Here is a 25,787-nt window from a genome sequence, read left to right as displayed (position 1 = left end):
GCCCCGGCACCGTCCCCTGGATGCCGGGGCGCTCTCGTCGTAGGACGGGGGGAGGTCAGGCGTTGCTGACCGCTCCGTACCGCACGCCGTGCTCGGTCGCCAGTCGCTGCAGGTCCTCGAGTTCTGCCTGCTCGACCTCGGCGAGGAAGTCGTCGCCCGCAGCGCGGGCCCGGTCCAGATCAGCTTCGGTGTTCTCTATGCGCTGCAAAATGCCTGCGGTGAACGCGTCCATGTGCGCCCCCTCGTCGTGGGTCGGTGGGCACGGGGGTGTGCCGACGGGCGGTTCGATCACGGCGTGGTCCCTGCGATGGATCAGTTCAAGGCGGATAGCCGAAATAAACAGGGCGTGATCGCGGGTGTGCAGTCGTCCTCCCCACCGCTCACCTCAGGGAAACCTCAACCCACCCGGGAATCCTGCCCCTCGGGTGCCACCCCGGGGCTCTCCACCCCTCCGCACCCCCCTTACCGCCGGTTTATGGCTCTTCGGGGCAGGATGGAAGTGCTCTGAAGACATTGTTGTGCCTGCCCGAAAGGGCCCTGAGGAAGGACTAGCGACGTGCGTGTTCTCGTCGTCGAGGACGAGCAGCTGCTCGCCGATGCGGTGGCCACCGGACTACGCCGGGAGGCCATGGCGGTCGACGTGGTCTACGACGGCGCTGCCGCCCTGGAACGGATCGCGGTCAACGACTATGACGTCGTCGTGCTGGACCGTGACCTTCCGGTCGTCCACGGCGACGATGTCTGCCGCAAGATCGTCGAGCTGGGGATGCCCACCCGGGTCCTGATGCTCACCGCCTCCGGCGACGTCAGCGACCGCGTCGAGGGCCTGGAGATCGGCGCGGACGACTACCTTCCCAAGCCCTTCGCCTTCACCGAGCTGACCGCCCGGGTCCGCGCTCTCGGACGCCGTACGACCGTCGCGCTGCCGCCCGTCCTGGAGCGGGCCGGCATCAAGCTCGACCCCAATCGCCGCGAGGTCTTCCGCGACGGCAAGGAGGTCCAGCTCGCCCCGAAGGAGTTCGCGGTGCTGGAGGTCCTGATGCGCAGCGAGGGCACGGTCGTCTCGGCGGAGCAGCTTCTGGAGAAGGCCTGGGACGAGAACACCGACCCGTTCACCAACGTCGTGCGGGTCACGGTCATGACGCTGCGCCGCAAGCTCGGCGAGCCCGCGGTGATCGTCACGGTCCCCGGCTCGGGATACCGGATCTGACCGGCGATGCCTTCCCTGCCCTCGTTCTCCAAGGCGGCCAACCCGCCGCCGCCCGTTCCGCCCAAGCCGACCTGGGACCCCAGGCCGGTCGATGTCCGTCCGTTCCCGTGGCTGCGGCCCACGATCCGGATACGGCTGACGCTGCTGTACGGCGGCATGTTCCTGATGGCCGGGATCGTGCTGCTGACGATCATCTACATGCTGGCCGCGGACGCGCTGCACGACGGCAGCGCGCTGCCGCTGAAGATCCTCGGCGGGAAGTTCCAGTCGACCAGTGACATCTGCGACCTGCCCACCGAGACGTCCGGGCAGCTGCTCCAGCAGGCCGTCGAACAGTGCCTGCAGCACCAGCGCGCGGTGGCCCTCAACAGCCTGCTCAACCGCTCCCTGCTGGCTTTGCTGGGTCTGACGGTGGTGGCGTTCGCTTTCGGTTATGCGATGGCGGGGCGGGTGTTGTCGCCGTTGGGGCGGATCACTCGGACTGCTCAGCGGGTGGCGGGTTCGGATCTGCACCGGCGGATCGAGCTGGGGGGTCCTGATGACGAGCTCAAGGAGCTTGCGGACACCTTTGACGAGATGCTGGACCGGCTGGACCGGGCGTTCGAGTCGCAGCGGCGGTTCGTGTCGAATGCTTCGCACGAGTTGCGGACGCCGTTGGCGATCAACCGGACGTTGCTGGAGGTGCAGCTGGCGGATCCGGGGGCGTCGCCGGAGCTGGCGCAGCTGGGCAAGACGCTGCTGGCGACCAATGAGCGCAGTGAGCAGCTGGTGGAGGGGTTGTTGCTGCTGGCGCGCAGTGAGAACAAGGTCGTGGACAAGAAGCCGGTGGATCTGTCGGAGGTGGCTTCGCAGGCGGTGGAGCAGACCCGTGAGGAGGCGCAGGCCAAGGGGGTGGAGCTGCGCGGGGTGCGGGAGCAGGTGTTCGTGCAGGGCAACGGGGTGCTGTTGGAGCGGATCGCGCTGAATCTGGTGCAGAACGCGGTGCGCTACAACGTGCCGGAGGAGGGCTGGGTGGAGGTGACGACGGAGCCGCAGCACGGGCGTGCGGTTCTGGTGGTCTCCAATACCGGGCCGGTGGTTCCCGCCTATGAGGTGGAGAACCTTTTCGAGCCGTTCCGGCGGCTGCGTACGGAGCGCACCGGCAGTGACAAGGGGGTCGGGCTGGGGCTGTCCATCGTGCGCTCGGTGGTGCGCGCGCACGACGGCACGATCACGGCCCAGCCCCGCGAGGGCGGCGGCCTGGTGATGCGGGTCGTCCTGCCGCTCTGACGCAGGCCACAGGGGGGTTGTACGCCCGCTGGAGCCGCTGTGCACCCCCCTGGGCAGTCGTCGGACATCTGTGCGTACGATCGCCCGTCTCGCGGCCGTACACCGCCTTGCCTGCCGGTTTGACGACAAGGGGGGTCGGCGTGGATCCTTCGCCGAGTTCGCTTTGCGCGGAATTGAACCGGTCCGCCCACCGGTCTGCGCGTGTGTGATGCCTCACAGACGCGATTTTCCGGCCATCTACGCTCTGTGATCGAAAAGCCGGTCGGAATGCCGGGGAAGTCCGGGTTTCCGGGGGGTGAGATCACGGGAAGTAGAGGTGATGGGCTGCGCGAGGTGCGACATTCGGACCGTGTACGGTCCTGATCGCCATCCAAACCGATCACCTCTTCAGGGGTGCGGTTGGGTGTCGATTGAGTAACAGACCTTGATGTGAGGCAAAATCTCCGCCTCAGGTCGGGCACAAGTCCGGCCTCTCACGCGTTACGAGCGCTGAGACACCGCAGACACCCAGAGGGGGAGAGCGAAAATGGCTACGGATTACGACACCCCACGCAAGACCGACGACGACCTCAACGAGGACAGCATTGAGGAGCTGAAGTCGCGGCGGAACGACAAGTCCGCCTCGGCCGTCGACGTCGACGAGTTCGAGCAGGCCGAGGGCCTGGAGCTGCCCGGCGCGGACCTGTCCAACGAAGAGCTGGCCGTGCGCGTGCTGCCCAAGCAGCAGGACGAGTTCACGTGCATGAGCTGCTTCCTGGTCCACCACCGCAGCCAGCTCGCCGCGGAGGACAAGAACGGGCAGCCGATCTGCCGCGACTGCGCGGCCTGAGTCCGGTCTACGCCGTGGCAGGCGTGAACCCGTTCCGCAAGGGCTCCAAGGGCGTCGAAGGCTCGGCGGCCGGCGCACGATCACGCGAGGAAACCGCGCCCGTGCCCGCCGACCCGGGCGCCCTCCCCGCGGAGCGGACGACCGGTGCACCGCAGTGGGGGCATCTCCCGCTCGAGCGAAACCGAGAGCGGGGGAGAGGTCGTACGGCCTCGTTCGCGGCCATGGTCGGCCGTGGCGCCGGGAGAACCGGCGGCAGGGTACGGGCCGGGCTTGCCGTGATCGCCGACCGGATCATCGAGACCGCCCCGCGGGTTCCGGTCCGTGACCTCGCCACCCTGCGCGCCCAGTTCCCCGGACTGACCCCCGAGGACCTGGCCGACAAGCTGGTCGCCGGCGCCTGCGCAGCCACCGGGGCCGTCGGAGCGGGCGTCGGGGCGGCAGCGATGCTGCCCGTACCGCCCGCCATGCCGGCCGAGCTGGCCGCCGAGGTCACCGGCGTCGCCTCGGTCGAGATCAAACTGATCGCCGAGCTGCACGAGGTCTACGGCCTGCGGCCCGCCGGGAATTTCCGGCAGCGCGGTATGGCCTGTCTGATGTCCTGGACGGAGGAGCGGGGCGTCGACCTCACCAAACCGGCCTCGCTGAACATCGCCCTCGGTGTGCAGATGAGGCGTGAACTGCGCCAGCAGATCATGAAGCGCACGCTGCGCAACCTCCCCAACCTCGCCCCGTTCATGATCGGCGCCTCGGTCGGCGCGTTCATGAACCGCAGGGACACCAGAAAGCTTGCGGAAAAAATCCGTAAGGACCTGCGCACGAAACAGATCCCCTGGGAGGCCCTTCCCCCCTCCGCGCCGGACGCCCCCGCGGGCGGCGAACGGGCCGGGGAATCCCCGCCCTCACCGGGCGGCTGACCCGCACCCCCGCGCGCCGGTCAGCCCCGCCCGGCCGCCAGCGCCGCCACCAGGCGCTCCGGCGTCCGCGTCGAGAGATAGGCGTACGGCGTCGGGTCCTGCGGATCGGTGATCTCCACCCGCACCGCGGTACGGACATAGGCGCGCAACAGCATGAACGCACGGGCGTCGGCCTTGTGCGTACGCCACGCCAGCGCCTCGTCCGCGTCCAGCGCCCGCGCCTCGCCCAGTGCCGTCACCGGGATCTTCGCGTCGCCGGCGATCAGGGCGCCGCCCACCACCCGGATCCGCGCCGAGCCGTACGAGCTCACCGCCACCGCGGACAGGGCCGCTCCGCCGATCAGCCCGCCCAGCATCCACAGCGTCCCCAGGGGGAGCAGCATCAGGGCGCAGGCGACGCCGATCAGCGCGGCGATCACCCACCAGGACCGGGGCGCGGTGAGGCGTTCTTCGTACGGCTGCATGGCTCCAGCTTGGCACGGCGGCGCGGGCGCGTTACGCGCGCGGGTAGGGTCTGACCTCGTGAGTGGAACTGACGAACCCAGGGCGCGGCTGACGCCACCGGCGGACGCCGTCGCTCCGGTCCGGCATGCCGACGCGCCGGCACCCGGAGAACTCCTCGGCGCGCACTACGACCGGTGCTTCGGCTGCGGCACGGGCCAGCCGCACGGCCTGCATCTGGAGGCGCGGGCCGGCGACGGCGTGAGCGTGTCCGCCGAGTTCACCGTCAAGGAGGCCCACCAGGGGGCGCCGGGTCTGGCGCACGGCGGGGTGCTGGCCACCGCGCTGGACGAGACCCTGGGCTCGCTGAACTGGCTGCTGCGGGTGATCGCGGTGACCGGGCGGCTGGAGACCGACTTCGTACGGCCGGTGCCGCTGGGCACGGTGCTGTATCTGGACGCGCGGGTCACCGCGGTGCACGGGCGCAAGATCTACTCGACGGCCGTGGGGCGCATAGGCGGTCCGGACGGCCCCGTCGCGGTGCGCGCCGAGGCCGTCTTCATCGAGGTGAAGGTCGACCACTTCATCGACAACGGCAGGACCGAGGAGATCCAGGCGGCGATGTCCGACCCGGACCAGGTCAAGCGAGCGCGTGCCTTCGAGGTGAACCCATGAGTCAGGGACGGAATCCGGTGGATGTACTGCTGCGGCGGCTGGATCCGGACGTGCCCGTTCCGGCGTACGGGCATCCCGGGGACGCGGGCGTGGACCTGGTGACCACTGAGGCCGCCGAGCTGGCGCCGGGGGAGCGCACCGTGCTGCCCACCGGGGTGTCGATCGCACTGCCCGACGGGTATGCGGCCTTTGTGCACCCGCGGTCCGGACTGGCCGCGCGCTGCGGCCTGGCGCTGGTCAATGCCCCCGGGACGGTGGATGCCGGGTACCGTGGAGAGATCAAGGTGATCGTGGTCAATCTGGACCCGCGCGAGAGCGTGCGGTTCGAGAGGTTCGACCGGATCGCCCAACTGGTCGTCCAGCAGGTCGAGAAGGTGCGCTTCCACGAGGTGGCGGAACTTCCCGGCTCGGCGCGGGCCGAGGGGGGATTCGGTTCCACCGGCGGTCATGCGGCGGTGGGCGGCTCCACGGGCGGGAATGAATACGCATCGGTCGGTGCCGACCGGGAAGGACAGTGACGTGTTCGGACGTCGCAAGAAGAACGAGGCTCCTGAAGAGTCGGTCGAGGACACCACGCTCGACGAGCACGCGGTGAGCGACGCCGACGAGGACGGGGCGCCGCAGCAGCGGCTCAATCTTCCGCCCGCGCCGCGCCCCGACGGTCCCTGGGACGCGTCGGAGGTCTCCGAGCCCGGCGAGGGCCGGGTGGACCTCGGCGGGCTGTTCGTGCCGGGTGTCGAGGGCATGGAGCTCCGGGTGGAGGTCGCCGGTGACGCCATCGTCGCCGCGACCGTGGTACTGCAGGACAGCGCCGTGCAGCTGCAGGCCTTCGCCGCCCCCAAGAACGAGGGCATCTGGGGCGAGGTCCGCGAGGAGATCGCCGCGGGCATCACCCAGCAGGGCGGCGTCATCGACGAGGTCGAGGGCCCGCTGGGCTGGGAGCTGCGTGCCCAGGTCCCCGTACAGCTGCCGGACGGCACGAACGGTGTGCAGGTCGTGCGCTTCGTCGGTGTCGACGGACCCCGGTGGTTCCTGCGCGGTGTGATCTCCGGCCAGGGCGCGGTGCAGCCGCAGGCCGCCGGCGTGCTGGAACACATCTTCCGGGACACCGTCATCATCCGCGGCGAGGGCCCGATGGCCCCCCGCGACCCGATCGTCCTGAAGCTGCCGGACGACGCCCAGATGGTGCCGGACGGCGTGCAGCAGGACCAGGTCGAGCAGTCGCGTTTCGGCGGTGGTGTGGAGCGTCTGGAGCGTGGACCGGAGATCACCGAGATCCGCTGAGCACACCGCGCGCTGAAGCGGCGCGAATGCGTCCGCTTTCTCGGCTGGATAACGACGGTCGCAAGGGCCCGGGCCCCCGTTGAGGGGGTCCGGGCCCTCGTTGTTTGTGCAGGTCAGCTCCAGACGCGTATGAAATCCGTCAACGGAGCGCTAATGGCCGTAAGGGAGACGTCAACAGTGTTCAAGCCGCGTCGGAAGGGCGCTTTGCTTTGGGGGTCCTGATCCCCCCATCCCTCTAGGAGCACACGATGGCCGACGTGGCCTTCGTCGTTATCACGATCGCGGTCTTCGCGTTGGTGGCTCTCGTCGCCAAGGGGGTGACGAAGCTGTGACCATCGAGAACATCGTCGGCCTGATCGTTGCCGTCGCCCTGCTGGGATACCTGGTCCTCGCCCTCGTCTTCCCGGAGAGGTTCTGAGCACCGCATGAGCCCCTTTCTCGCAGGCGTGCTCCAGCTGATAGCGCTCACCGCGGCGCTGGCCCTGGCGTACCGCCCCCTCGGCGACTACATGGCCGCCGTCTACGCGTCCCCCAAGCACCTCCGTATCGAGAAGGTCATCTACCGCTGCATCGGCGCCAATGCGGATGCCGAGATGCGCTGGCCCGCCTATCTGCGCGGCGTCCTGGCCTTCTCCGCGGTGGGTGTGCTCTTCCTCTACCTGCTCCAGCGCATCCAGGGCGGTATGCCGCTCTCCCTCGGTTTCGCGTCGATCAGCCCGGACCAGGCGTTCAACACCGCGGCGTCCTTCGTCGCCAACACCAACTGGCAGTCCTACAGCGGCGAACAGGCCATGGGCCACGTCGTACAGACCGCCGGCCTCGCGGTGCAGAACTTCGTCTCCGCCGCCACCGGCATGGCCGTCGCCATCGCCCTGGTACGCGGCTTCGCCCGCTCCCGCAGCGGCGACCTCGGCAACTTCTGGGCCGACCTGGTCCGCGGCACCGTACGGGTGCTGGTGCCGATCGCCGTCATCGGTGCCCTGGTCCTGGTCGCCTGTGGTGCCGTCCAGAACTTCTCGGGCATCCATGAGGTCGGTCAGTTCATGGGCGGCTCCCAGCAGACCAACGGTGGCGCGGTCGCCTCCCAGGAGGTCATCAAGGAACTGGGCACCAACGGGGGCGGCTACTTCAACGCCAACTCCGCCCACCCCTTCGAGAACCCCGACGCCTTCACCAACCTCTTCGAGGTCTTCCTGATCCTCGTCATCCCGTTCGCGCTCACCCGGACCTTCGGCAAGCTGGTCGGGAACGTGAAGCAGGGCTACGCGATCCTCGCCACGATGGGCATCATCTGGCTCGGCTTCACCGCCCTGATGATGTGGACCGAGTTCGCCCACGGCGGCCCGGCCCTGCAGGCCGCGGGGGCCGCCATGGAGGGCAAGGAGACCCGCTTCGGCATCGGCGGCTCCTCGATCTTCTCGGTGGCCACCACCCTCACGTCCACGGGCGCGGTGGACTCGTTCCACTCCTCCTTCACGGCCTTCGGCGGCGGTATCCAGCTGCTCGGCATGATGCTGGGCGAGATCGCACCCGGCGGTGTCGGCTCCGGCCTCTACGGCATGCTGGTCATGGCGATCATCGCGGTGTTCATCGCCGGACTGATGGTGGGCCGTACCCCCGAATACCTCGGCAAGAAGATCGGCACCCGCGAGATCAAGCTCGCCGCCTGCTACATCCTCATCACCCCGACACTGGTGCTCGGCTTCACCGCCGCCTCGATGGTGCTGCCGGACGCACTGGGCTCGATGCTCAACACCAAGGCGCTGGGCGCCGGTTCGCACGGCTTCTCCGAGGTCCTCTACGCGTTCACCTCCGGCGCCAACAACAACGGTTCGGCCTTCGGCGGCCTGAACGCCAACACGCCCTGGTACAACACCACGATCGGCCTGGCGATGCTGCTCGGCCGCTTCCTGCCGATGGTGTTCGTGCTCGCCCTGGCCGGCTCGCTCGCCGGGCAGAAGCCGATCCCGGAGACCGCGGGCACCCTCCGTACCGAAAAGCCGCTCTTCGCCGGGCTGCTCGTCGGCACGATCCTGATCATCACCGGTCTGACCTACTTCCCGGCGCTGGCCCTCGGCCCGCTGGCGGAGGGACTGTCATGACCGCCTCTGTGAAACAAGAGGAGCCCGGCTCCATGTCCACCGCCACTCCGACTCGCGCCCCGCACCAGGACGTCCCCAGCGGGCACAAGCCCGGCGACGGCCGCGTGGGCGGCGGTCTCTTCGACCCCAAGCAGCTGGTCACGTCCTTCCCGGACGCGATACGCAAGCTCGACCCGCGGGTGATGGTCAAGTCCCCCGTGATGTTCGTGGTCGAGGTCGGCTCCGTGCTGACCACGATCTTCGCCTGCACGTCTCCCTCGGACTGGTTCGGCTGGGCGATCGCCGCCTGGCTGTGGCTGACGGTCATCTTCGCCAACCTGGCGGAGGCGGTCGCCGAGGGCCGCGGCAAGGCGCAGGCCGACACCCTGCGCAAGGCCAAGACCGACACCGTCGCGCGCCGGCTGAACGGCAGCACCGAGGAGCAGGTGCCCGGCACCGAACTGCGCATCGGTGACCTGGTCGTCTGCGAGGCCGGCGACATCATCCCCGGTGACGGCGATGTCGTCGAAGGCGTGGCCTCGGTCGACGAGTCCGCCATCACGGGGGAGTCGGCCCCGGTCATCCGCGAGTCCGGCGGTGACCGCTCGGCCGTCACCGGCGGGACGAAGGTGCTCTCCGACCGCATCGTCATCAAGATCACGACGAAGCCCGGCGAGACCTTCATCGACCGGATGATCAACCTCGTCGAGGGCGCCGCACGGCAGAAGACCCCCAACGAGATCGCGCTCAACATCCTGCTCGCCTCGCTGACCATCGTCTTCCTGCTGGCGGTTGTCACCCTCCAGCCCTTCGCGATCTATGCGGGCGCCGAGCAGACCATGATCGTCCTGCTGGCGCTGCTGGTCTGCCTCATCCCGACGACCATCGGCGCGCTGCTCTCGGCCATCGGCATCGCCGGTATGGACCGCCTGGTGCAGCGCAACGTCCTGGCCATGTCCGGCCGCGCCGTGGAAGCCGCGGGCGATGTATCGACATTGCTGCTCGACAAGACCGGCACCATCACCCTCGGCAACCGCCAGGCCGCCGAGTTCGTCCCCGTCCGCGGCACCACCGAGGCCGAGGTCGCGGACGCCGCCCAGCTGTCCTCGCTGGCCGATGAGACCCCGGAGGGCCGCTCCATCGTCGTGCTCGCCAAGGAGAAGTACGGACTGCGCGAGCGCCACCAGGGCGAGTTGACGGACGCCGAGTGGGTCCCCTTCACCGCCCAGACCCGGATGTCGGGTGTGGACGTCGACGGGCGCAAGGTCCGTAAGGGCGCGTCAGGTTCGGTCATCGCCTGGGTCAAGGAGCGCGGCGGCAGCGTCGCCGAGGACGCGCAGCAGCTCACCGATGCCATCTCGCAGGCCGGCGGCACCCCGCTGCTGGTCGCCCTGGAGGACGAGAGCGGCCCGCGGGTCCTGGGTGTCATCCACCTCAAGGACGTCGTCAAGGACGGCATGCGCGAACGCTTCACCGAGCTGCGCAAGATGGGCATCAAGACCGTCATGATCACGGGTGACAACCCGCTGACGGCCAAGGCGATCGCCGACGAGGCCGGGGTGGACGACTTCCTCGCGGAGGCCACACCCGAGGACAAGATGGCGCTCATCAAGCGGGAGCAGGCCGGCGGCAAGCTGGTCGCGATGACCGGCGACGGCACCAACGACGCCCCCGCGCTGGCACAGGCGGACGTCGGAGTGGCCATGAACACCGGTACCTCGGCCGCCAAGGAGGCCGGGAACATGGTGGACCTGGACTCCAACCCGACCAAGCTCATCGAGATCGTCGAGATCGGCAAGCAGTTGCTGATCACCCGGGGTGCACTGACGACCTTCTCGATCGCCAACGACGTCGCGAAGTACTTCGCGATCATCCCGGCGATGTTCGCGGTGGCCTACCCCGGCCTGGACACCCTCAACATCATGCGGCTGTCCAGCCCCCAGTCCGCGATCCTCTCGGCGATCATCTTCAACGCGCTGATCATCGTCGCGCTGGTGCCGCTCGCCCTCAAGGGCGTGCAGTACCGGCCGGTCAGCGCCGACAGGATGCTGCGCCGCAACCTCGCCGTCTACGGACTGGGCGGTCTGATCGCACCGTTCATCGGCATCAAGCTCATCGACCTGCTCCTCACTCTCCTCCCCGGAATCGGGTGACCGCCGTGAACAACTCCGTACGCAACACCGCCCGGTTGATCGGGGCGGGGCTGCGCGCCCTGCTCGTCCTGACCGTGGTCTGCGGGGTCGTCTACCCGCTGGTGGTCACCGGAGTGGCGCAGGCGGCGTTCCCCGGCAAGGCCAACGGGTCCGAGGTCAGCTCCCACGGCACGGTCGTCGGCTCGTCGCTGATCGGCCAGCGTTACGACAAGGGCAAGGACAAGAACGGCAATCCGGTCCCGGACCTGAAGTTCTTCCAGCCGCGCCCCTCGGCGGGCCTGGGCAGCAACCGGGCCAACGGCGTCAACACCCGCTACGACCTCCAGGTCTCCGGCGCCTCCAACCTGGGCGCCACCAACACCGATCTCATCAAGGCGGTGAAGGAGCGCAAGCAGTGGGTCTCCGAGACGTACGGGGTCCCCGAGTCGAAGGTCCCGGCGGACGCCGTCACCTCGTCGGGCTCCGGACTCGACCCGGACATCTCGCCCGCGTACGCCCAGCTGCAGGCGGACCGGGTCGCCAAGGAGAACCATCTGCCCGGCGCCACGGTGCGGCAGCTGGTCGCGCGCCACACCGATGCCCGCATCCTCGGCTTCATGGGGGAACCGCGGGTGAACGTACTGGAGTTGAACATCGGCCTCAAGGATCTGGTGCAGGGCCGGGCCAAGGGCTGAGCGCACAGGCGCGCGTGCGGTGCCTGAAGGAGTGCGGGGACGCGACGGGGCGGGGTGGGGCCGGGGCCGGCCGGGCGGGGAGGTTTTCGCCCGGCCGGCCCCGTGCCTCACCAGACGTCGCCGTCGCGCCAGTCGCAGGCGAGGTCGGTGTCGAGGTTGAGGGGGGCGGCCGGGGCGGGGAGGACGTAGATGCAGCCGTCCTCGTCGGGGGTGCGCCGGATGCCGTCCGGGGTGAGTGCCCAGGACCGGCCGCGCCACAGCTGCCAGCCGCGGGCGGCATAGAAGGACGCGGCCTCGTCGGAGGCGCCGAGTGCGCCGAGGTCGTAGCCCCTGCGGATGACCCGCTCCAGGACGTCCATCATGGCCGCGCCGTGTCCGCGCCCGCGCCGGTCCGCGCGGACGCCGACGCCCTCCACATAGCCGCAGCGCAGCGCCCGTCCGTCGTGCAGCAGACGTCGCTGGACCACGGACGCGTGGCTGATCAGTGCGCCGTCTTCGTGGACCAGGGCGTGCAGACCGCCGAGTGCGTGCTCCCAGTCCTCCGCGGTCATGTCGTCGAAGACGTCGTAGAGGAGAGTGCGGGCCGCCTTCAGGGTGGCGGCGTCCAGGTCGGCGGTGTGGGCGATACGGATGTCGGTCCTGCGGGGCGGCGTCGGCTGTGCCTCGGTCATGTGAGGCATCGTCGCAGTCGGCCGGTGGCCCGGCGATGGCATTTTTCAGGCCATGGCCCACCTCGGCGTCCCCACCCGAAGGCCCGCCCACCCCATGAACCCCGGCCGCCCGCTCCTCCCGCCCCCTGTATCAGAGTCGCGTCAAGACCGGCCGCCAAGTCGCCGACTGTCCCTTTTGTCCACTTGTCCGGTCGGTAGGGTCGCAGCAGGTTCAGCCCGGTGGGGGCGGCTTTCACGTAAGACAATGGGGCCATGGCACGCGGCAAGCTACGGATATATCTCGGCGCGGCACCGGGCGTCGGCAAGACGTACGCGATGCTGTCCGAGGCGCACCGGCGCGTGGAGCGGGGCACGGACGTCGTCGTGGCGTTCGTGGAGCATCACGGCAGGCCCCGCACCGAGGTCATGCTGCACGGGCTGGAGCAGATGCACCGCCGGGAGCTGGAGTACCGCGGCACGGTTTTCACCGAAATGGACGTGGACGCCGTCCTGGATCGCGCTCCGGCCGTGGCGCTGGTCGACGAGCTGGCCCACACCAACGTTCCCGGTTCGCGCCACGGCAAGCGCTGGCAGGACATCGAGGAGCTGCTGGAAGCCGGGATCGATGTGATCTCGACCGTCAACATCCAGCATCTGGAATCACTCGGGGATGTCGTCGAGTCGATAACGGGTGTGCGGCAGCGCGAGACCGTGCCGGACGAGATCGTCCGCAGGGCCGACCAGATCGAGCTTGTCGACATGTCGCCCCAGGCGATCCGCCGTCGTATGGCGCACGGCAACATCTACCAGCCCGACAAGGTGGATGCCGCCCTGTCCAACTACTTCCGCCCCGGCAACCTCACCGCGCTGCGCGAGCTGGCGCTGCTGTGGGTCGCCGACCGGGTGGACGAGTATCTGCAGGAGTACCGCGCGGAGCATTCGATCCGCTCCACCTGGCAGGCGCGTGAGCGCATCGTCGTCGGACTGACCGGCGGGCCGGAGGGCCGTACGCTGATCCGCCGCGCGGCGCGGATGGCGGCCAAGGGGTCGGGCAGCGAGGTGCTTGCCGTCTACATCGCCCGCAGCGACGGGCTGACCTCGGCCTCGCCCAAGGAACTCGCCGTCCAGCGGACGCTGGTGGAGGACCTGGGCGGCACGTTTCATCACGTCATCGGGGACGACATACCCAGCGCGCTGCTGGAGTTCGCGCGCGGGGTCAACGCCACCCAGATCGTGCTGGGTTCCAGCCGCCGCAAGGCCTGGCAGTACATCTTCGGGCCGGGGGTGGGGGCGACCGTGGCCCGCGAATCCGGGCCCGATCTCGATGTGCACATCGTCACCCACGACGAGGTCGCCAAGGGCCGGGGGCTGCCGGTGGCGCGCGGTGCGCGGCTGGGGCGCGCCCGGATCCTCGCCGGCTGGCTCGTCGGCGTCGTCGGCCCGGTTCTGCTCTCGCTGCTGCTGACCGGCATGGTGAACGGCCCCGGGCTGGCCAACGACGTCCTGCTCTTCCTCTTCCTGACGGTCGTCGCCGCGCTGCTCGGCGGGCAGCTGCCGGCCCTGGCGTCGGCCGCGGTCGGCTCGCTGCTGCTGAACTTCTACTTCACGCCGCCCACCCACACCCTCACGGTCAGCGATCCCAAGAACATCGTCGCCATCGTGATCTTCTTCGCGGTGGCCGTCTCGGTCGCCTCCGTGGTGGACCTCGCCGCCCGCCGCACCCACCAGGCGGCCCGGCTGCGTGCCGAGTCGGAGATCCTGTCCTTCCTCGCGGGCAGCGTGCTGCGGGGGGAGACGACCCTGGACGCCCTGCTGGAGCGGGTACGGGAGACCTTCGGCATGGAGACGGTGGCGCTGCTGGAGCGGGCCGGCGACGTCGAGCCGTGGACCTGTGCGGGCCGGGCCGGAAGTGACCACGGCAAGCCGCTGATGCGCCCCGAGGACGCGGATGTCGACATGCCCGTGGGCGACCACATGGCGCTGGCGCTGACCGGCCGGGTCCTGCCGGCCGAGGACCGCCGGGTGCTGGCCGCGTTCGCCGCACAGGCCGCCGTCGTACTGGACCGGCAGCGGCTGGTGGGCGAGGCGGAGCAGGCCCGGGAGCTGGCCGAGGGAAACCGCATCAGGACGGCGCTGCTGGCCGCGGTCAGCCACGATCTGCGGACCCCGCTGGCGAGCATCAAGGCCTCGGTCACGTCCCTGCGCTCCGACGACGTCGCCTGGTCCGAGGAGGACGAGGCGGAGCTGCTGGCCGGCATCGAGGCGGGCGCCGACCGGCTGGACCACCTGGTCGGCAACCTCCTGGACATGTCCCGGCTGCAGACCGGCACGGTCACCCCGCTGATCCGCGAGACCGACCTCGACGAGGTGGTGCCGATGGCGCTCGGCGGCGTCCCGGAGGGCAGCGTCACCCTCGACATCCCCGAGGAGCTGCCGATCGTCGCCATCGACCCGGGGCTGCTGGAGCGCGCGGTGGCCAATCTCGTCGAGAACGCCGTGAAATACAGCCCGGACGGTGCGGTGGTGCTGGTCTCGGCCAGCGCGCTCGGCGACCGGGTGGAGCTCCGGATCGCCGACCGCGGCCCCGGGGTGCCGGACAGCGCCAAGGACCGGATCTTCGAACCCTTCCAGCGCTACGGTGACGCTCCGCGCGGTGCCGGCGTGGGCCTCGGACTGGCCGTGGCGCGCGGTTTCGCGGAGGCGATGGGCGGCACGCTCGCCGCCGAGGACACCCCCGGAGGCGGCATGACGATGGTCCTCACGCTTCGGGCCGCGCCCGGCCGGCCGCCTGCCAGGCCCGGCCTTCCGGCCCAGGCCACGACATGAGCCGGGCCGCACCGACCACCCTCACCACACACCCGGCGGGCCCGCCCCGCCGGCCGACGACACCACGAGGAGAACGCCAGTGAACCGGGTGCTTGTGGTCGATGACGAGCCGCAGATCGTCCGCGCCCTCGTGATCAACCTGAAGGCGCGCAAGTACGAGGTCGACGCCGCCCCCGACGGGGCCACCGCGCTCAGACTCGCGGCCGCCCGCCACCCCGATGTCATCGTCCTCGACCTCGGTCTGCCCGATATGGACGGCGTCGAGGTGATCAAGGGGCTGCGGGGCTGGACGCGGGTGCCGATCCTGGTGCTCTCCGCGCGGCAGACCTCCGACGAGAAGGTGGAGGCGCTGGACGCCGGCGCGGACGACTACGTCACCAAGCCGTTCGGCATGGACGAGCTGCTGGCCCGGCTGCGGGCGGCGGTGCGCAGGGCCGAGCCGACGGGGCCTGCCGACGACGAGGTGATCGTGGAGACGGAAGGTTTCTGCGTAGACCTCGCCGCGAAGAAGGTCAACCGCGGCGGCCGGGACATCCGGCTGACCCCCACCGAGTGGCATCTGCTGGAGGTCCTGGTCCGCAACGCCGGCCGGCTGGTCAGCCAGAAACAGCTGCTCCAGGAGGTCTGGGGGCCCTCGTACGGCACCGAGACCAACTACCTGCGGGTGTACATGGCCCAGCTCCGCCGCAAGCTGGAGAGCGATCCCTCGCACCCGAAGCACTTCATCACGGAGCCGGGGATGGGGTACCGCTTCGAGCAGTGAGGCGGCGGGGTGTGACCGGGCTCCGGCCCCCGCGGCGGGGCGCGGCTTTGTGAGGCGGGTACGAAGTCCGTGTGCGGACAGTGATCTGCGGCCCTGGCCACCGGTACGCTGGGGTTATGAGTGCTGGGACCCGTTCCGAGAAGCCGGCCGGCCGATTCCGCCGGCTGCTCGACAGGCTGTCCTCCTCCGAGGAGGAGCTGCAGTCCGCCGAGCTGCAGCAGGATGCGCAGGACGCGGGGTGCACCCGTATCTGCGACTGTGACGACCGGCAGATAGTGAAGGTCACCGGCACCCTGCGGCATGTGACGCTGCGGCCGCGCGCCGGTGTGCCCGCGCTCGAGGCGGAGCTCTTCGACGGCTCCGCGGCGCTCGATGTGGTGTGGCTGGGCCGCCGCTCCATCGTCGGGATCGAGCCGGGCCGTAAGCTCATCGCCTCGGGCCGGGTCTCCCTGAGCCACGGACGCCGGGTGCTCTTCAATCCGAAGTACGAACTCCGACCGCTCGGACAGGAGTAGCCGGTGACGTCTCACGACCGACCGACCGCTGACGCGGAGGGCGGCCCCGACGCCCCCGCAGGCCCCTCGCCCGATCCGGGCGACCGAAGAGACGCCGACAGCAGGCAGGTGACCGAGGCGGCGCTGTTCGAGGCGTTCGGCGGCGTACGCGGCATGGTGGAGACCGTGGTCCCCGGCCTGCTGTTCGTCACGATCTTCACCATCAACAAGGATCTGCACACCTCGGCGATCGCCGCGCTGGCCGTCTCGCTGGTGCTGGCGGCGGTGCGCCTGGTCCGCAGGGACACCGTCAAGCACGCCTTCAGCGGCGTCTTCGGGGTGGGCTTCGGCGTGGTCTTCGCGATGATGACGGGCAACGCCAAGGACTTCTATCTGCCGGGGATGCTCTACACCCTCGGACTGGCCCTCGCTTACATGATCACCACAGTCGCGGGCGTCCCGCTCATCGGGCTGATCCTGGGGCCGGTGTTCAAGGAGAACCTTTCCTGGCGCACCCGCAACCCGGGACGCAAGAAGGCGTACGCCAAGGCCAGCTGGGCCTGGGGGCTGATCCTCTTCGCCAAGTGCGCGATCCTCTTCCCGCTGTACTGGTGGGCGGACACCACGCAGCTCGGCTGGGTGCTGATCGCGCTGAAGATCCCGCCCTTCCTGCTCGCCGTCTACCTCACCTGGGTCTTCCTGGCGAAGGCACCGCCGCCGATCGACGTCTTCGCCGAAATGGAGGCCAAGGAACAGGCCGAAAAGGAGGCGGAGGAGCGGCGCCGAGGCGAGCGCGACGCGCTGGACGGGGTCGCCGACGACCTCTACCAGGGGATGGCGTCCGAGGTCGCGGCGGAGGCCGCCGACGAGCGGCCGCGGCGGGCCCGCCACCGCCGCTGACGGGGCGGCCGGCACCGCACACACCTGCGCCCGGGGCCCGGGAACCGCTTGGTTCCCGGGCCCCGGGCGTTTCACGTGGGTGGTGGGTGCCCCGGCGGACGGCCGCCGGGGCACCCACCGGGTGGACCACCGGCCGGCGCTACGCGTCCTCGCGCCGCACCGACAGCAGATCCTCCAACTGCTCCTCGCGCGACTGGGCCGCGACGAACAGCAGCTCGTCGCCGGCCTCCAGCGCGTCCTCCTTGTTGGGCGTGAGCACCCGCGTACCGCGGATGATCGTCACCAGGGAGGTGTCCTCGGGCCACTCCACATCGCCGACCCGGGTGCCGGCCAGCGCGGCCTCCGGGGGCAGCGTCAGCTCGACGAGGTTGGCGTCACCGTGGCTGAAGCGCAGCAGCCGGACGAGATCGCCGACGCTCACCGCCTCCTCGACCAGGGCCGACATCAGACGCGGTGTGGAGACCGCGACATCGACGCCCCAGGACTCGTTGAACAGCCACTCGTTCTTCGGGTTGTTGACCCGGGCGACCACCCGCGGCACGCCGTACTCGGTCTTGGCGAGCAGCGACACGACGAGGTTCACCTTGTCGTCGCCGGTCGCCGCGATGACGACGTTGCAGCGCTGCAGCGCCGCCTCGTCCAGCGAGGTGATCTCGCAGGCGTCGGCCAGCAGCCACTCCGCCAGCGGCACCCGCTCGACCGAGATGGCGGTCGGCGCCTTGTCGATGAGCAGGATCTCGTGCCCGTTCTCCAGCAGCTCGCCCGCGATGGAACGGCCCACCGCGCCGGCGCCTGCGATCGCGACCCTCATGCGTGCGCCCCCTCAGGACCCGTGGCGAATGCCGCCTCCACCTTCTCGACCTCGTCGGTGCGCATCATGACGTGCACCAGATCGCCTTCCTGCAGCACGGTCTGCGAGGTCGGCAGAATCGCCTCGCCCAGCCGGGTGAGGAAAGCGACGCGGACGCCGGTCTCCTCCTGGAGGGTGCTGATCTTGTGGCCGACCCAGGAGGGGGAGGTGTGCACCTCCGCCAGCTGGACGCCGCCGCTCGGGTCCCGCCACAGCGGTTCGGCGCCCGAGGGCAGCAGCCGGCGCAGCATCTGGTCGGCCGTCCAGCGGACGGTGGCGACGGTCGGGATGCCCAGGCGCTGGTAGACCTCGGCGCGGCGCGGGTCGTAGATACGGGCCGCGACATTCTCGACACCGAACATCTCACGGGCCACCCGGGCGGCGATGATGTTGGAGTTGTCACCGCTGGAGACGGCCGCGAACGCGCCCGCCTCCTCGATGCCGGCCTCGCGCAGGGTGTCCTGGTCGAAGCCGACGCCGGTCACCCGGCGGCCGCCGAAGGACGAACCCAGGCGACGGAACGCCGTCGGGTCCTGGTCCACCACGGCGATGGTGTGCCCCTGGCTCTCCAGGGTCTGCGCAAGCGCGGAGCCCACGCGCCCGCACCCCATGATGACGATGTGCATGCTGATTACCCCGTGCCCTGTACTAGCGCGCTGACCTGCACAAACACCCTGCTCACTACTTTCTTCTCCCAGTACCGGCGACACGGAGCCACGGCTCGCGACAGGACCGGGCGCGGCAGCGGGGGCGCTGGGCGCACCGTGGTCCGGTACAACCGTAGCCGTAATGGCGCTCCTGGTAGGGGGCGCGGTGGGCCGTGGTCGGATGCGGATCCGCGCCGTCCGCGCTACGCCTCTCGCGCCGGGCTGCGCCGCCCCGCGCCCGTAAGGCACGCTACGAGGTGTGCCCAACCTGCCTCTCCAGCCCCAACAGGGCTACTGCACCCCGCACATGGTGGTCTGCGGCGACGATGCGCTGGCGCATCGGCTCGCCGCCGAGCTCCGGGACGTCTACGGCGAACGGGTGACGCTCGTCGTCCCCACCGCCCGGGAGCCGCACCGGCCCCGCATCCCGCCGCCGGCCCGTGCGCTGGACCGCGCGACCGCGCTGCTGGGCCGGATGTCGGCAGCGATGACGCGGACGACACCGCTGCCGCCCGAGGGCCTTGACGACGGCGCGGAGGCGCCGGAGGAGACCGTACGGCTCCTGGAGGCGGCCCAGCCCGACGATGCGGCGCTGGCCGCGGCCGGCGTCGCCGAGGCGGACGCCCTGGCGCTGGTCTACGACGACGATGAGCTCAACATCCACGCCGCGCTGCGGGCCCGCCGGCTCAACCCGCGGCTGCGGCTGGTCATCCGGCTCTACAACCGCAAACTCGGCCAGCATCTGGAGGAGTTGCTGGACCAGGCGGCGGCGGTCGCCGCCCTGGGCTCCGACGACGCCGGGGACGTGGAGGCCGCCGATGCCTCCACGACCGTGCTGTCCGACGCCGACACCGTGGCCCCCGCCCTCGCGGCCGCAGCGGTCGCCGGTACCAGCAAGGTCATCGAGGCGGACGGGCTGCTGCTGCGCGCCGTGGAGCGTACGCCGGGGCCGCCGGGCCGGCCCGGCACCCCGGGGCTGTGCACCCTGGCGCTGCTCTCCGCCTCCGCCAACGACCCCGAGGACGCACCGAGTTCGGCGGCAGGACACGAGGGCCCCGTACTTCTGCCGGACGACGCCGCGGCCTCGGCCGCCGTCGGCTGCGGAACCGTCGTCCTGGAGACCGTCTCCTATACGGGGCGGCCGGTGCGCTCCCGCGGACTGCGCGGCCGGGGCGCGCCGCTCGCCTCGCTCTTCTCCCGGCGGCTGCGCTGGTCGCTGGCCGGGGTTGTCGGGGCGGTGCTGGCGCTGGCCGTCGCCGGCTGGCTGACCACCGGTGAGGATCCGGTGCACGCCGCCTATCTCTCGCTGCTGGATCTCTTCGCGATCAACGACCCGGCGATCCACGAACCGACGCCCCGCAAGGTGCTGCAGCTGCTGTCCGGGCTGACCGGGCTGTTGCTGCTGCCGGTGCTGGTCGCGGCAGCGTTCGAAGGGCTGGGCACCTTCCGCAGTGCCTCGGCACTGCGCCGCCCGCCACGCGGCCTGTCGGGACATGTGGTGCTGCTCGGCCTCGGCAAGGTCGGCACCCGGGTGCTGGCGCGGCTGCACGAGATGGGCATCCCCGTGGTGTGCATCGAAGGGGACCCCGAGGCGCGGGGCATCGCGCTGGCCCGCCGGCTGCGGGTGCCGACCGTGCTGGGCGATGTCACACAAGAAGGTGTCCTGGAAGCCGCGATGATCGAGCGCGCGGCCACTCTGCTCGCGCTGACCAGCGAGGACACCACCAACCTGGAGGCCGCCCTCTACGCCCGCTCGGTCAAGCCGCGGCTGCGGGTGACGCTGCGGCTGTTCGACGACCGGTTCGCCACCGCCGTCTACCGCACCTTGCGCGCCGCGCATCCGCGAGCGCTGACCCGCAGCCGGAGTGTCACGTACCTGGCCGCGCCCGCCTTCGCCGGCGCGATGATGGGCCGCCAGATCCTCGGCGCCATCCCCGTCGAGCGCCGGGTGCTGCTGGTCGCCCGGGTCGAGGTACGCGGCCATGTGGCGCTGGAGGGCCGTACGGTCGCCGAGGTGCTGCGGCCGGGGCGGCTGCGGGTGCTGGCGGTCGACACCTCGGCCCCCGACGATCCGGAGCCGGACGACGCTGCCGCCGCGCCACCGTCCGACGCGGAGCGCGAGCCGGCGCACCTGGTGCACGAGCTCGGCGACGGCTATGTCCTGCGGCCACAGGACCGGGTGCTGCTGGTCGCCACCCGGCAGGGGCTGGGCGATCTGCACGTCCGGCGCCACCGGGCCGCGGACACGGGGGCCGGGGCCGTCCGACAGGGGTGACTCGCCCGTCACACTTCGTGACGGGTGAGTCAGTTCGTGACAGCCTCCGCCCCCTCCTCGTGACAGACCGCGTCATTCCCGTGACGGACGGCGTCAACTCCATGACGGATCGCCGCACCCCGTGACGAACGCCACGGATACGGCCTGCCGGGGCCGCCCCGTGCGCGTGACGTGCGGATCCTGTGGAGGCGACCGGCCGCGATGCGCCCCTCAGCAGGGCGGACGCGCCCCGCTCGCCGTACCGCGGGCTTTGCCGATGCCACCCGATCCGGTAGCGGGTGGGCGCAGACCTTGACGAAGGCTTAGCATCCTCTGCGTGTCCAAACTGACCGACGTGCCCAAACGGATCTTGATCGGGCGCGCACTGCGCAGCGACAAGCTCGGGGAGACCCTGCTTCCCAAGCGCATCGCACTCCCCGTCTTCGCCTCCGACCCGCTCTCCTCCGTGGCCTATGCGCCGGGCGAGGTGCTGCTCGTCCTGTCCGTCGCGGGTGTGTCTGCGTACAACTTCAGCCCCTGGATCGCGGTCGCGGTCGTGGTGCTGATGTTCACCGTCGTCGCGTCGTACCGGCAGAACGTGCACGCCTACCCGAGCGGCGGCGGTGACTACGAGGTCGCCAACACCAACCTCGGTCCCAAGGCCGGTCTCACCGTCGCCAGCGCACTGCTCGTCGACTATGTGCTGACCGTCGCGGTCTCCATCTCCTCCGGAGTGGAGAACCTGGGCTCCGCGATCCCCTTCGTCGTCCAGCACAAGACCCTGTGCGCGATCGTCATCATCGTGCTGCTCACGCTGATGAACCTGCGCGGCGTCAAGGAATCGGGCAAGCTCTTCGCGATCCCGACGTACGTCTTCGTGGCCGGCGTCTTCATCATGATCATCTGGGGTGTGATCCGCGGCGTCGTCCTGGGCGACACGATGAAGGCCCCCACCGCCGACTTCACCATTCACGCGGAACAGGGCGGCCTGGCCGGCTTCGCCCTGGTGTTCCTCATGCTGCGGGCCTTCTCCTCCGGCTGCGCCGCGCTCACCGGCGTCGAGGCGATCTCCAACGGTGTCCCGGCCTTCCGCAAGCCGAAGTCCAAGAACGCCGCGACCACCCTGGCCCTCATGGGCGGGCTGGCCGTCACCATGTTCTGCGGCATCATCGGCCTGGCCATGGCCACCCACGTCCGGATGGCCGAGACACCCGCCAAGGACCTGTTCCAGAACGGCAAGCCGATCGGGGCCGGCTACACCCAGGACCCGGTCATCTCCCAGGTCGCCTCCGCCGTCTTCGGCAACGGCTCCTTCCTCTTCATCATCCTGGCCGCCGCCACCGCACTGGTCCTCTTCCTCGCGGCCAACACCGCCTACAACGGCTTCCCGCTGCTCGGCTCGATCCTCGCCCAGGACCGCTATCTGCCGCGCCAGCTGCACACCCGCGGCGACCGCCTGGCGTTCTCCAACGGCATCGTCCTGCTGGCCGGCGCCGCCGCGATCCTCGTCTACCTCTACGGCGCGGACTCCACCCGCCTCATCCAGCTCTACATCGTCGGCGTCTTCGTCTCGTTCACGCTCAGCCAGACAGGCATGGTCCGCCATTGGAACCGCCACCTGCTCAGCGAGACCGACCCGGCCAAGCGCCGCCGGATGCACCGCTCCCGCGCCATCAACGCCTTCGGCGCCTTCTTCACGGGCCTGGTCCTGGTCGTCGTCCTCCTGACGAAGTTCACCCACGGCGCGTGGGTGGCGCTGCTCGGCATGGTCATCTTCTTTGTGACGATGTCCGCGATCCGCCGCCACTACGACCGGGTCGCCGACGAGATCGCCGCCGAGGACACCCCCGACGACGACGTGGTCCGCCCCTCCCGGGTGCACTCCCTCGTCCTGGTCTCCAAGGTGCACAAGCCCACCCTGCGCGCCCTGAACTACGCCAAGCTGATGCGCTCCGACAGCCTCGAAGCGGTCAGCGTGGACGTCGACCAGGCCGACACCAAGGCCCTTCGGGAGGAGTGGGAGCGCCGCGGCATCGAGGTGCCGCTGAAGGTCCTGGCCTCCCCGTACCGCGAGATCACCCGGCCGATCATCGACTACGTCAAGTCGCTGCGCCGGGAGAGCCCGCGCGACGCCGTCTCCGTCTACATCCCCGAATACGTCGTCGGCCACTGGTACGAGCACCTTCTCCACAACCAGTCCGCCCTCCGCCTCAAGGGCCGCCTCCTCTTCACCCCCGGCGTCATGGTCACCTCCGTGCCCTGGCAGCTGGACTCCTCCGAGGCCGCCAAGCAGCGCGCCCGCAAGCGCGCCGAGTGGAACGCTCCGGGCGCGGTCCGCCGCGGCCCGGTCGCCCAGCCGAAGAAGGAAAAGGCAGCCACCAAGAAGTAGGGACGCCACCGCCCCGGCAGGACACCGGGGCGGCGCGGTACGGCAGCGGCACCAGAGCGCGGTACGGGCAGCGGGAGGCCCCGACGAGGAGTGGCGGGCCGCAGCCCCGACGAGGTGCGAGATCCCAGCGGTGGGCCGCATGTCCGACGAGGGTGCGATCCGCAGGAGGCCCGGCCCCGGGACAGCACGGGACCGGGGCAGCACCGCACCGGGACAGGACACGGCACGGTGGGACGTAGACTTGACGGTCGGCGTCCCGCCGTACAGAGGGTGGCCCGGCCGTACCGCGCGCCCCGTACCGCCCCCGTCTCGCCCCGCACCACCCACCACAGGAGCCCTCCCGCCATGCAGGCAGAACCGAAGAAATCGCTGGTCGGCGAGGAGTACGAGGTCGAGGTCGGCCCGGTCGCACACGGCGGCCACTGCATCGCCCGCACCGACGAGGGCCAGGTCCTCTTCGTACGGCACGCCCTGCCCGGAGAGCGGGTGATCGCCCGCGTCACCGACGGCGAGGAGGGTGCGCGCTTCCTGCGCACCGACGCGGTGCAGATCCTCACCCCCTCCAAGGACCGGGTCGAGGCCCCCTGCCCCTTCTCCGGCCCCGGCAAGTGCGGCGGCTGCGACTGGCAGCACGCCGCCCCCGGCGCCCAGCGCCGCCTGAAGGCCTCGGTCATCGCCGAACAGCTGGAACGGCTGGCCGGGCTGTCGCCGGACGACGCCCACTGGGACGGCACGGTCGAGCCCGCCCCGGGCGACAAGGTCGCCAAGGGCGAGGTCCCCGCCTGGCGCACCCGCGTCCAGTACGCCGTCGACGCCGACGGCCACGCGGGCCTGCGCAAGCACCGCTCGCACGACATCGAGCCGGTCACCCACTGCATGATCGCCGCCCCGGGGGTCTCCGAACTCGGCATCGAGAAGCGCGAGTGGCCCCAGATGGCCACTGTCGAGGCGATCGCCGCCACCGGCTCCCACGACCGCCAGGTCATCCTCACCCCCCGCCCCGGCGGCCGCCTCCCCATCGTCGAACTCGACAAGCCGGTCTCCGTCCTGCGGATCGGCGAGAAGGACGGCGGCGTCCACCGCGTGCACGGCCGCCCCTTCGTCCGCGAACGCGCCGCCGACCGCACCTGGCGGGTCGGCAACGGTGGCTTCTGGCAGGTCCACCCGAAGGCCGCCGACCTCCTCGTCGAGGCCGTCATGCAGGGCCTGATGCCCAAGAAGGGCGATATGGCCCTCGACCTCTACTGCGGTGTCGGCCTCTTCGCGGGCGCCCTCGCCGAACGCGTCGGAGACAAGGGCGCGGTCCTCGGCATCGAATCCGGCAAGCGTGCCGTCGACGACGCCCGCCACAATCTCCAGGACCTCGACCGCGTACGCATCGAACACGGCAAGGTCGAGGCGATCCTCCCCCGCACCGGCATCACCGACGTCGACCTCATCGTCCTCGACCCACCCCGCGCCGGCGCCGGCAAAAAGACCGTCACCCACCTCGCCTCCCTCACCCCCCGCCGCATCGCCTACGTCGCCTGCGACCCGGCAGCCCTCGCCCGCGACCTCAAGTACTTCGCGGAGGCGGGCTATGCGCCGCGGCGGATGCGGGCGTTTGATCTGTTTCCGATGACGCATCATGTGGAGTGCGTCGTGGTGCTGGAGAAGACGGCCAAGGGCGTCTGACCTGCGGTTCGGGCAAAGGGCCGTGGCGTCTCAGGCCGGGCCCTCGGCTGCCTGCACCAGCTCTTCCGAAGCGGCCGCGCGGAGATCGCCGAGGTGCTGTGGGCGCTGCCGCAACGGCGGCGCCCGGCGCACCTCCTGGAGAGCGGCGAAACCTTCAGCGGGGTGGGAGGACAGCACCAACGCTCGATGCGTCCGTCACGGTCCTCCCTCGCAGGCGGTCTACCACTGCGAGCGTGCCGAACCGGGACAGACCATGGGAATGTGCCTGCCTTGCAGGTGCCCCAGCGACCAGACGGATCGGCGACCTAGCGGTCAGGGACAGCCCGAACCACCGTGGACGTACCCCCAAGTCGTGCCGCACCCATAGGATCGTGTAAGTTCTTCGAGTTGCCACGGAGCCGACAGGCGCCGGGCAGCCATCCCGCCGCGACAGCGGCACACCACTACTGCACGGCCCCTCACCGGGACCAATTTCGGCATGCCGAAATTCGACCGTGACGTGATTATGCGTCAACGAGGAATTCCGCTAAAGTAGTGATCACGCCGAAAGGCGCGGCAACGCAAGAAGTCGCACCCCAGGCGGACCCCCTCCGACGGGGAATCGGAAACGAATTCGGGCCGGCAACGGAACGAAATCGGGTCTGCTAGAGTCGGAAAGGCCGGAAAGCGAAAGCGAAAGCGGAACGGCCGACCCGCTCCAACAGGGAGCCAGAGACGGAAACGGATCTGGTAAGGTTGGAAACGCGAAGAAGCCGAAAGGCGGAAACGCGCCGGCGAAAATCGGGCCCGCAAGGATCTGATAGAGTCGGA

24 protein-coding genes are annotated in these 25,787 nt (G+C 70.3%); 18 read left to right on the top strand and 6 right to left on the bottom strand.

What is annotated here, in order from left to right:
* Positions 1 to 55: 55 nt before the first annotated feature.
* Positions 56 to 232 carry a hypothetical protein gene (locus tag OHS81_RS08550; RefSeq protein ID WP_006602631.1) on the bottom strand — a complete coding sequence of 59 codons (177 nt, stop codon included), beginning with the start codon at positions 230 to 232 and terminating at the stop codon, positions 56 to 58.
* Positions 233 to 556: 324 nt separating this feature from the next.
* On the opposite strand from OHS81_RS08550, the gene OHS81_RS08545 reads away from it, so the two are divergent.
* The 4 genes from OHS81_RS08545 (at position 557) to OHS81_RS08530 (ending at position 4,222) form a co-directional block, all read left to right on the top strand.
* Entirely contained in the window at positions 557 to 1,210 is a 654-nt protein-coding gene (locus tag OHS81_RS08545) for a response regulator transcription factor (RefSeq protein ID WP_006602630.1), read from the top strand.
* A gap of 6 nt (positions 1,211 to 1,216) precedes the next feature.
* On the top strand, positions 1,217 to 2,479 hold the full coding sequence (locus OHS81_RS08540; RefSeq protein ID WP_328383962.1) for a sensor histidine kinase: 1,263 nt from the start codon (positions 1,217 to 1,219) through the stop codon (positions 2,477 to 2,479).
* A 526-nt stretch (positions 2,480 to 3,005) separates the two neighbouring features.
* Positions 3,006 to 3,308, top strand: a complete 303-nt coding sequence (locus OHS81_RS08535) for a DUF4193 domain-containing protein (RefSeq protein WP_003982531.1) — start codon at positions 3,006 to 3,008, stop codon at positions 3,306 to 3,308.
* A gap of 101 nt (positions 3,309 to 3,409) precedes the next feature.
* On the top strand, positions 3,410 to 4,222 hold the full coding sequence (locus OHS81_RS08530) for a hypothetical protein (RefSeq protein WP_443058837.1): 813 nt from the start codon (positions 3,410 to 3,412) through the stop codon (positions 4,220 to 4,222).
* Positions 4,223 to 4,242: 20 nt separating this feature from the next.
* On the opposite strand, the gene OHS81_RS08525 is transcribed toward OHS81_RS08530, so the two are convergent.
* Positions 4,243 to 4,686, bottom strand: a complete 444-nt coding sequence (locus OHS81_RS08525; RefSeq protein WP_328383958.1) for a DUF3093 domain-containing protein — start codon at positions 4,684 to 4,686, stop codon at positions 4,243 to 4,245.
* A 58-nt stretch (positions 4,687 to 4,744) separates the two neighbouring features.
* Between OHS81_RS08525 and OHS81_RS08520 the strand changes: the two genes are divergently transcribed.
* From OHS81_RS08520 to kdpC, 7 genes are all read left to right on the top strand, one after another.
* The gene (locus OHS81_RS08520) at positions 4,745 to 5,338 is read left to right on the top strand and encodes a PaaI family thioesterase (protein WP_328383956.1); all 594 of its coding nucleotides are present in this window, start codon (positions 4,745 to 4,747) and stop codon (positions 5,336 to 5,338) included.
* Positions 5,335 to 5,856: a dUTP diphosphatase gene (gene dut, locus OHS81_RS08515; RefSeq protein ID WP_088800457.1), complete on the top strand. Its 522-nt coding sequence runs from the start codon at positions 5,335 to 5,337 to the stop codon at positions 5,854 to 5,856. The genes OHS81_RS08520 and dut overlap by 4 nt, the downstream gene beginning before the upstream one ends.
* Position 5,857: 1 nt before the next feature.
* The gene (locus OHS81_RS08510) at positions 5,858 to 6,622 is read left to right on the top strand and encodes a DUF3710 domain-containing protein (RefSeq protein ID WP_328383953.1); all 765 of its coding nucleotides are present in this window, start codon (positions 5,858 to 5,860) and stop codon (positions 6,620 to 6,622) included.
* A gap of 328 nt (positions 6,623 to 6,950) precedes the next feature.
* Positions 6,951 to 7,040 (top strand): K(+)-transporting ATPase subunit F, encoded by a 90-nt coding sequence (gene kdpF, locus OHS81_RS08505; protein WP_016575741.1) that lies wholly within the window; start codon positions 6,951 to 6,953, stop codon positions 7,038 to 7,040.
* A gap of 7 nt (positions 7,041 to 7,047) precedes the next feature.
* Complete coding sequence (kdpA, locus tag OHS81_RS08500) at positions 7,048 to 8,724, top strand: potassium-transporting ATPase subunit KdpA (RefSeq protein ID WP_328383951.1); 1,677 nt, start codon at positions 7,048 to 7,050, stop codon at positions 8,722 to 8,724.
* Between the two features lie 32 nt (positions 8,725 to 8,756).
* Positions 8,757 to 10,856, top strand: a complete 2,100-nt coding sequence (kdpB, locus tag OHS81_RS08495; RefSeq protein WP_328383949.1) for a potassium-transporting ATPase subunit KdpB — start codon at positions 8,757 to 8,759, stop codon at positions 10,854 to 10,856.
* 5 nt (positions 10,857 to 10,861) lie between these two features.
* Positions 10,862 to 11,530 carry a potassium-transporting ATPase subunit KdpC gene (gene kdpC, locus OHS81_RS08490; RefSeq protein WP_328383947.1) on the top strand — a complete coding sequence of 223 codons (669 nt, stop codon included), beginning with the start codon at positions 10,862 to 10,864 and terminating at the stop codon, positions 11,528 to 11,530.
* A gap of 107 nt (positions 11,531 to 11,637) precedes the next feature.
* Here kdpC and OHS81_RS08485 read toward each other — a convergent pair whose 3' ends face one another.
* Positions 11,638 to 12,210 (bottom strand): GNAT family N-acetyltransferase, encoded by a 573-nt coding sequence (locus OHS81_RS08485; protein ID WP_443058668.1) that lies wholly within the window; start codon positions 12,208 to 12,210, stop codon positions 11,638 to 11,640.
* A gap of 243 nt (positions 12,211 to 12,453) precedes the next feature.
* Here OHS81_RS08485 and OHS81_RS08480 point away from each other — a divergent pair, with 243 nt between their 5' ends.
* The 4 genes from OHS81_RS08480 (at position 12,454) to OHS81_RS08465 (ending at position 17,163) form a co-directional block, all read left to right on the top strand.
* Positions 12,454 to 15,006, top strand: a complete 2,553-nt coding sequence (locus OHS81_RS08480) for a sensor histidine kinase KdpD (protein WP_328383943.1) — start codon at positions 12,454 to 12,456, stop codon at positions 15,004 to 15,006.
* Positions 15,007 to 15,085: 79 nt separating this feature from the next.
* Complete coding sequence (locus OHS81_RS08475) at positions 15,086 to 15,769, top strand: response regulator (RefSeq protein ID WP_328383941.1); 684 nt, start codon at positions 15,086 to 15,088, stop codon at positions 15,767 to 15,769.
* A gap of 116 nt (positions 15,770 to 15,885) precedes the next feature.
* Positions 15,886 to 16,284: an OB-fold nucleic acid binding domain-containing protein gene (locus tag OHS81_RS08470; RefSeq protein ID WP_030088861.1), complete on the top strand. Its 399-nt coding sequence runs from the start codon at positions 15,886 to 15,888 to the stop codon at positions 16,282 to 16,284.
* Positions 16,285 to 16,287: 3 nt separating this feature from the next.
* Positions 16,288 to 17,163, top strand: a complete 876-nt coding sequence (locus OHS81_RS08465) for a DUF3159 domain-containing protein (RefSeq protein WP_443058667.1) — start codon at positions 16,288 to 16,290, stop codon at positions 17,161 to 17,163.
* A 139-nt stretch (positions 17,164 to 17,302) separates the two neighbouring features.
* Here the strand turns inward: OHS81_RS08465 and OHS81_RS08460 are convergent, their stop codons facing one another.
* Both OHS81_RS08460 and OHS81_RS08455 read right to left on the bottom strand, forming a co-directional pair.
* Positions 17,303 to 17,974, bottom strand: a complete 672-nt coding sequence (locus OHS81_RS08460) for a potassium channel family protein (protein WP_030088864.1) — start codon at positions 17,972 to 17,974, stop codon at positions 17,303 to 17,305.
* Positions 17,971 to 18,639 (bottom strand): potassium channel family protein, encoded by a 669-nt coding sequence (locus OHS81_RS08455; RefSeq protein WP_086721044.1) that lies wholly within the window; start codon positions 18,637 to 18,639, stop codon positions 17,971 to 17,973. The genes OHS81_RS08460 and OHS81_RS08455 overlap by 4 nt, the downstream gene beginning before the upstream one ends.
* 328 nt (positions 18,640 to 18,967) lie before the next feature.
* On the opposite strand from OHS81_RS08455, the gene OHS81_RS08450 reads away from it, so the two are divergent.
* The 3 genes from OHS81_RS08450 (at position 18,968) to OHS81_RS08440 (ending at position 24,977) form a co-directional block, all read left to right on the top strand.
* Positions 18,968 to 20,935, top strand: coding sequence for an NAD(P)-binding protein (locus tag OHS81_RS08450; protein WP_328390984.1), 1,968 nt, complete (start codon positions 18,968 to 18,970; stop codon positions 20,933 to 20,935).
* Positions 20,936 to 21,251: 316 nt separating this feature from the next.
* Positions 21,252 to 23,303, top strand: a complete 2,052-nt coding sequence (locus tag OHS81_RS08445; protein ID WP_328383935.1) for an APC family permease — start codon at positions 21,252 to 21,254, stop codon at positions 23,301 to 23,303.
* A gap of 345 nt (positions 23,304 to 23,648) precedes the next feature.
* A complete protein-coding gene (locus OHS81_RS08440; protein ID WP_328383933.1) occupies positions 23,649 to 24,977 on the top strand; it encodes a class I SAM-dependent RNA methyltransferase in 1,329 nt (442 codons plus the stop codon).
* 30 nt (positions 24,978 to 25,007) lie between these two features.
* On the opposite strand, the gene OHS81_RS08435 is transcribed toward OHS81_RS08440, so the two are convergent.
* A complete protein-coding gene (locus OHS81_RS08435) occupies positions 25,008 to 25,154 on the bottom strand; it encodes a hypothetical protein (RefSeq protein WP_328383932.1) in 147 nt (48 codons plus the stop codon).
* Between the last annotated feature and the right edge of the window lie 633 nt (positions 25,155 to 25,787).

Source organism: Streptomyces sp. NBC_00400, from assembly GCF_036048035.1.
Lineage (GTDB): Bacteria > Actinomycetota > Actinomycetes > Streptomycetales > Streptomycetaceae > Streptomyces.
The sequence above is the reverse complement of the archived record's forward strand: the minus strand, read 5'-3'. Positions and strand labels throughout refer to the sequence as shown.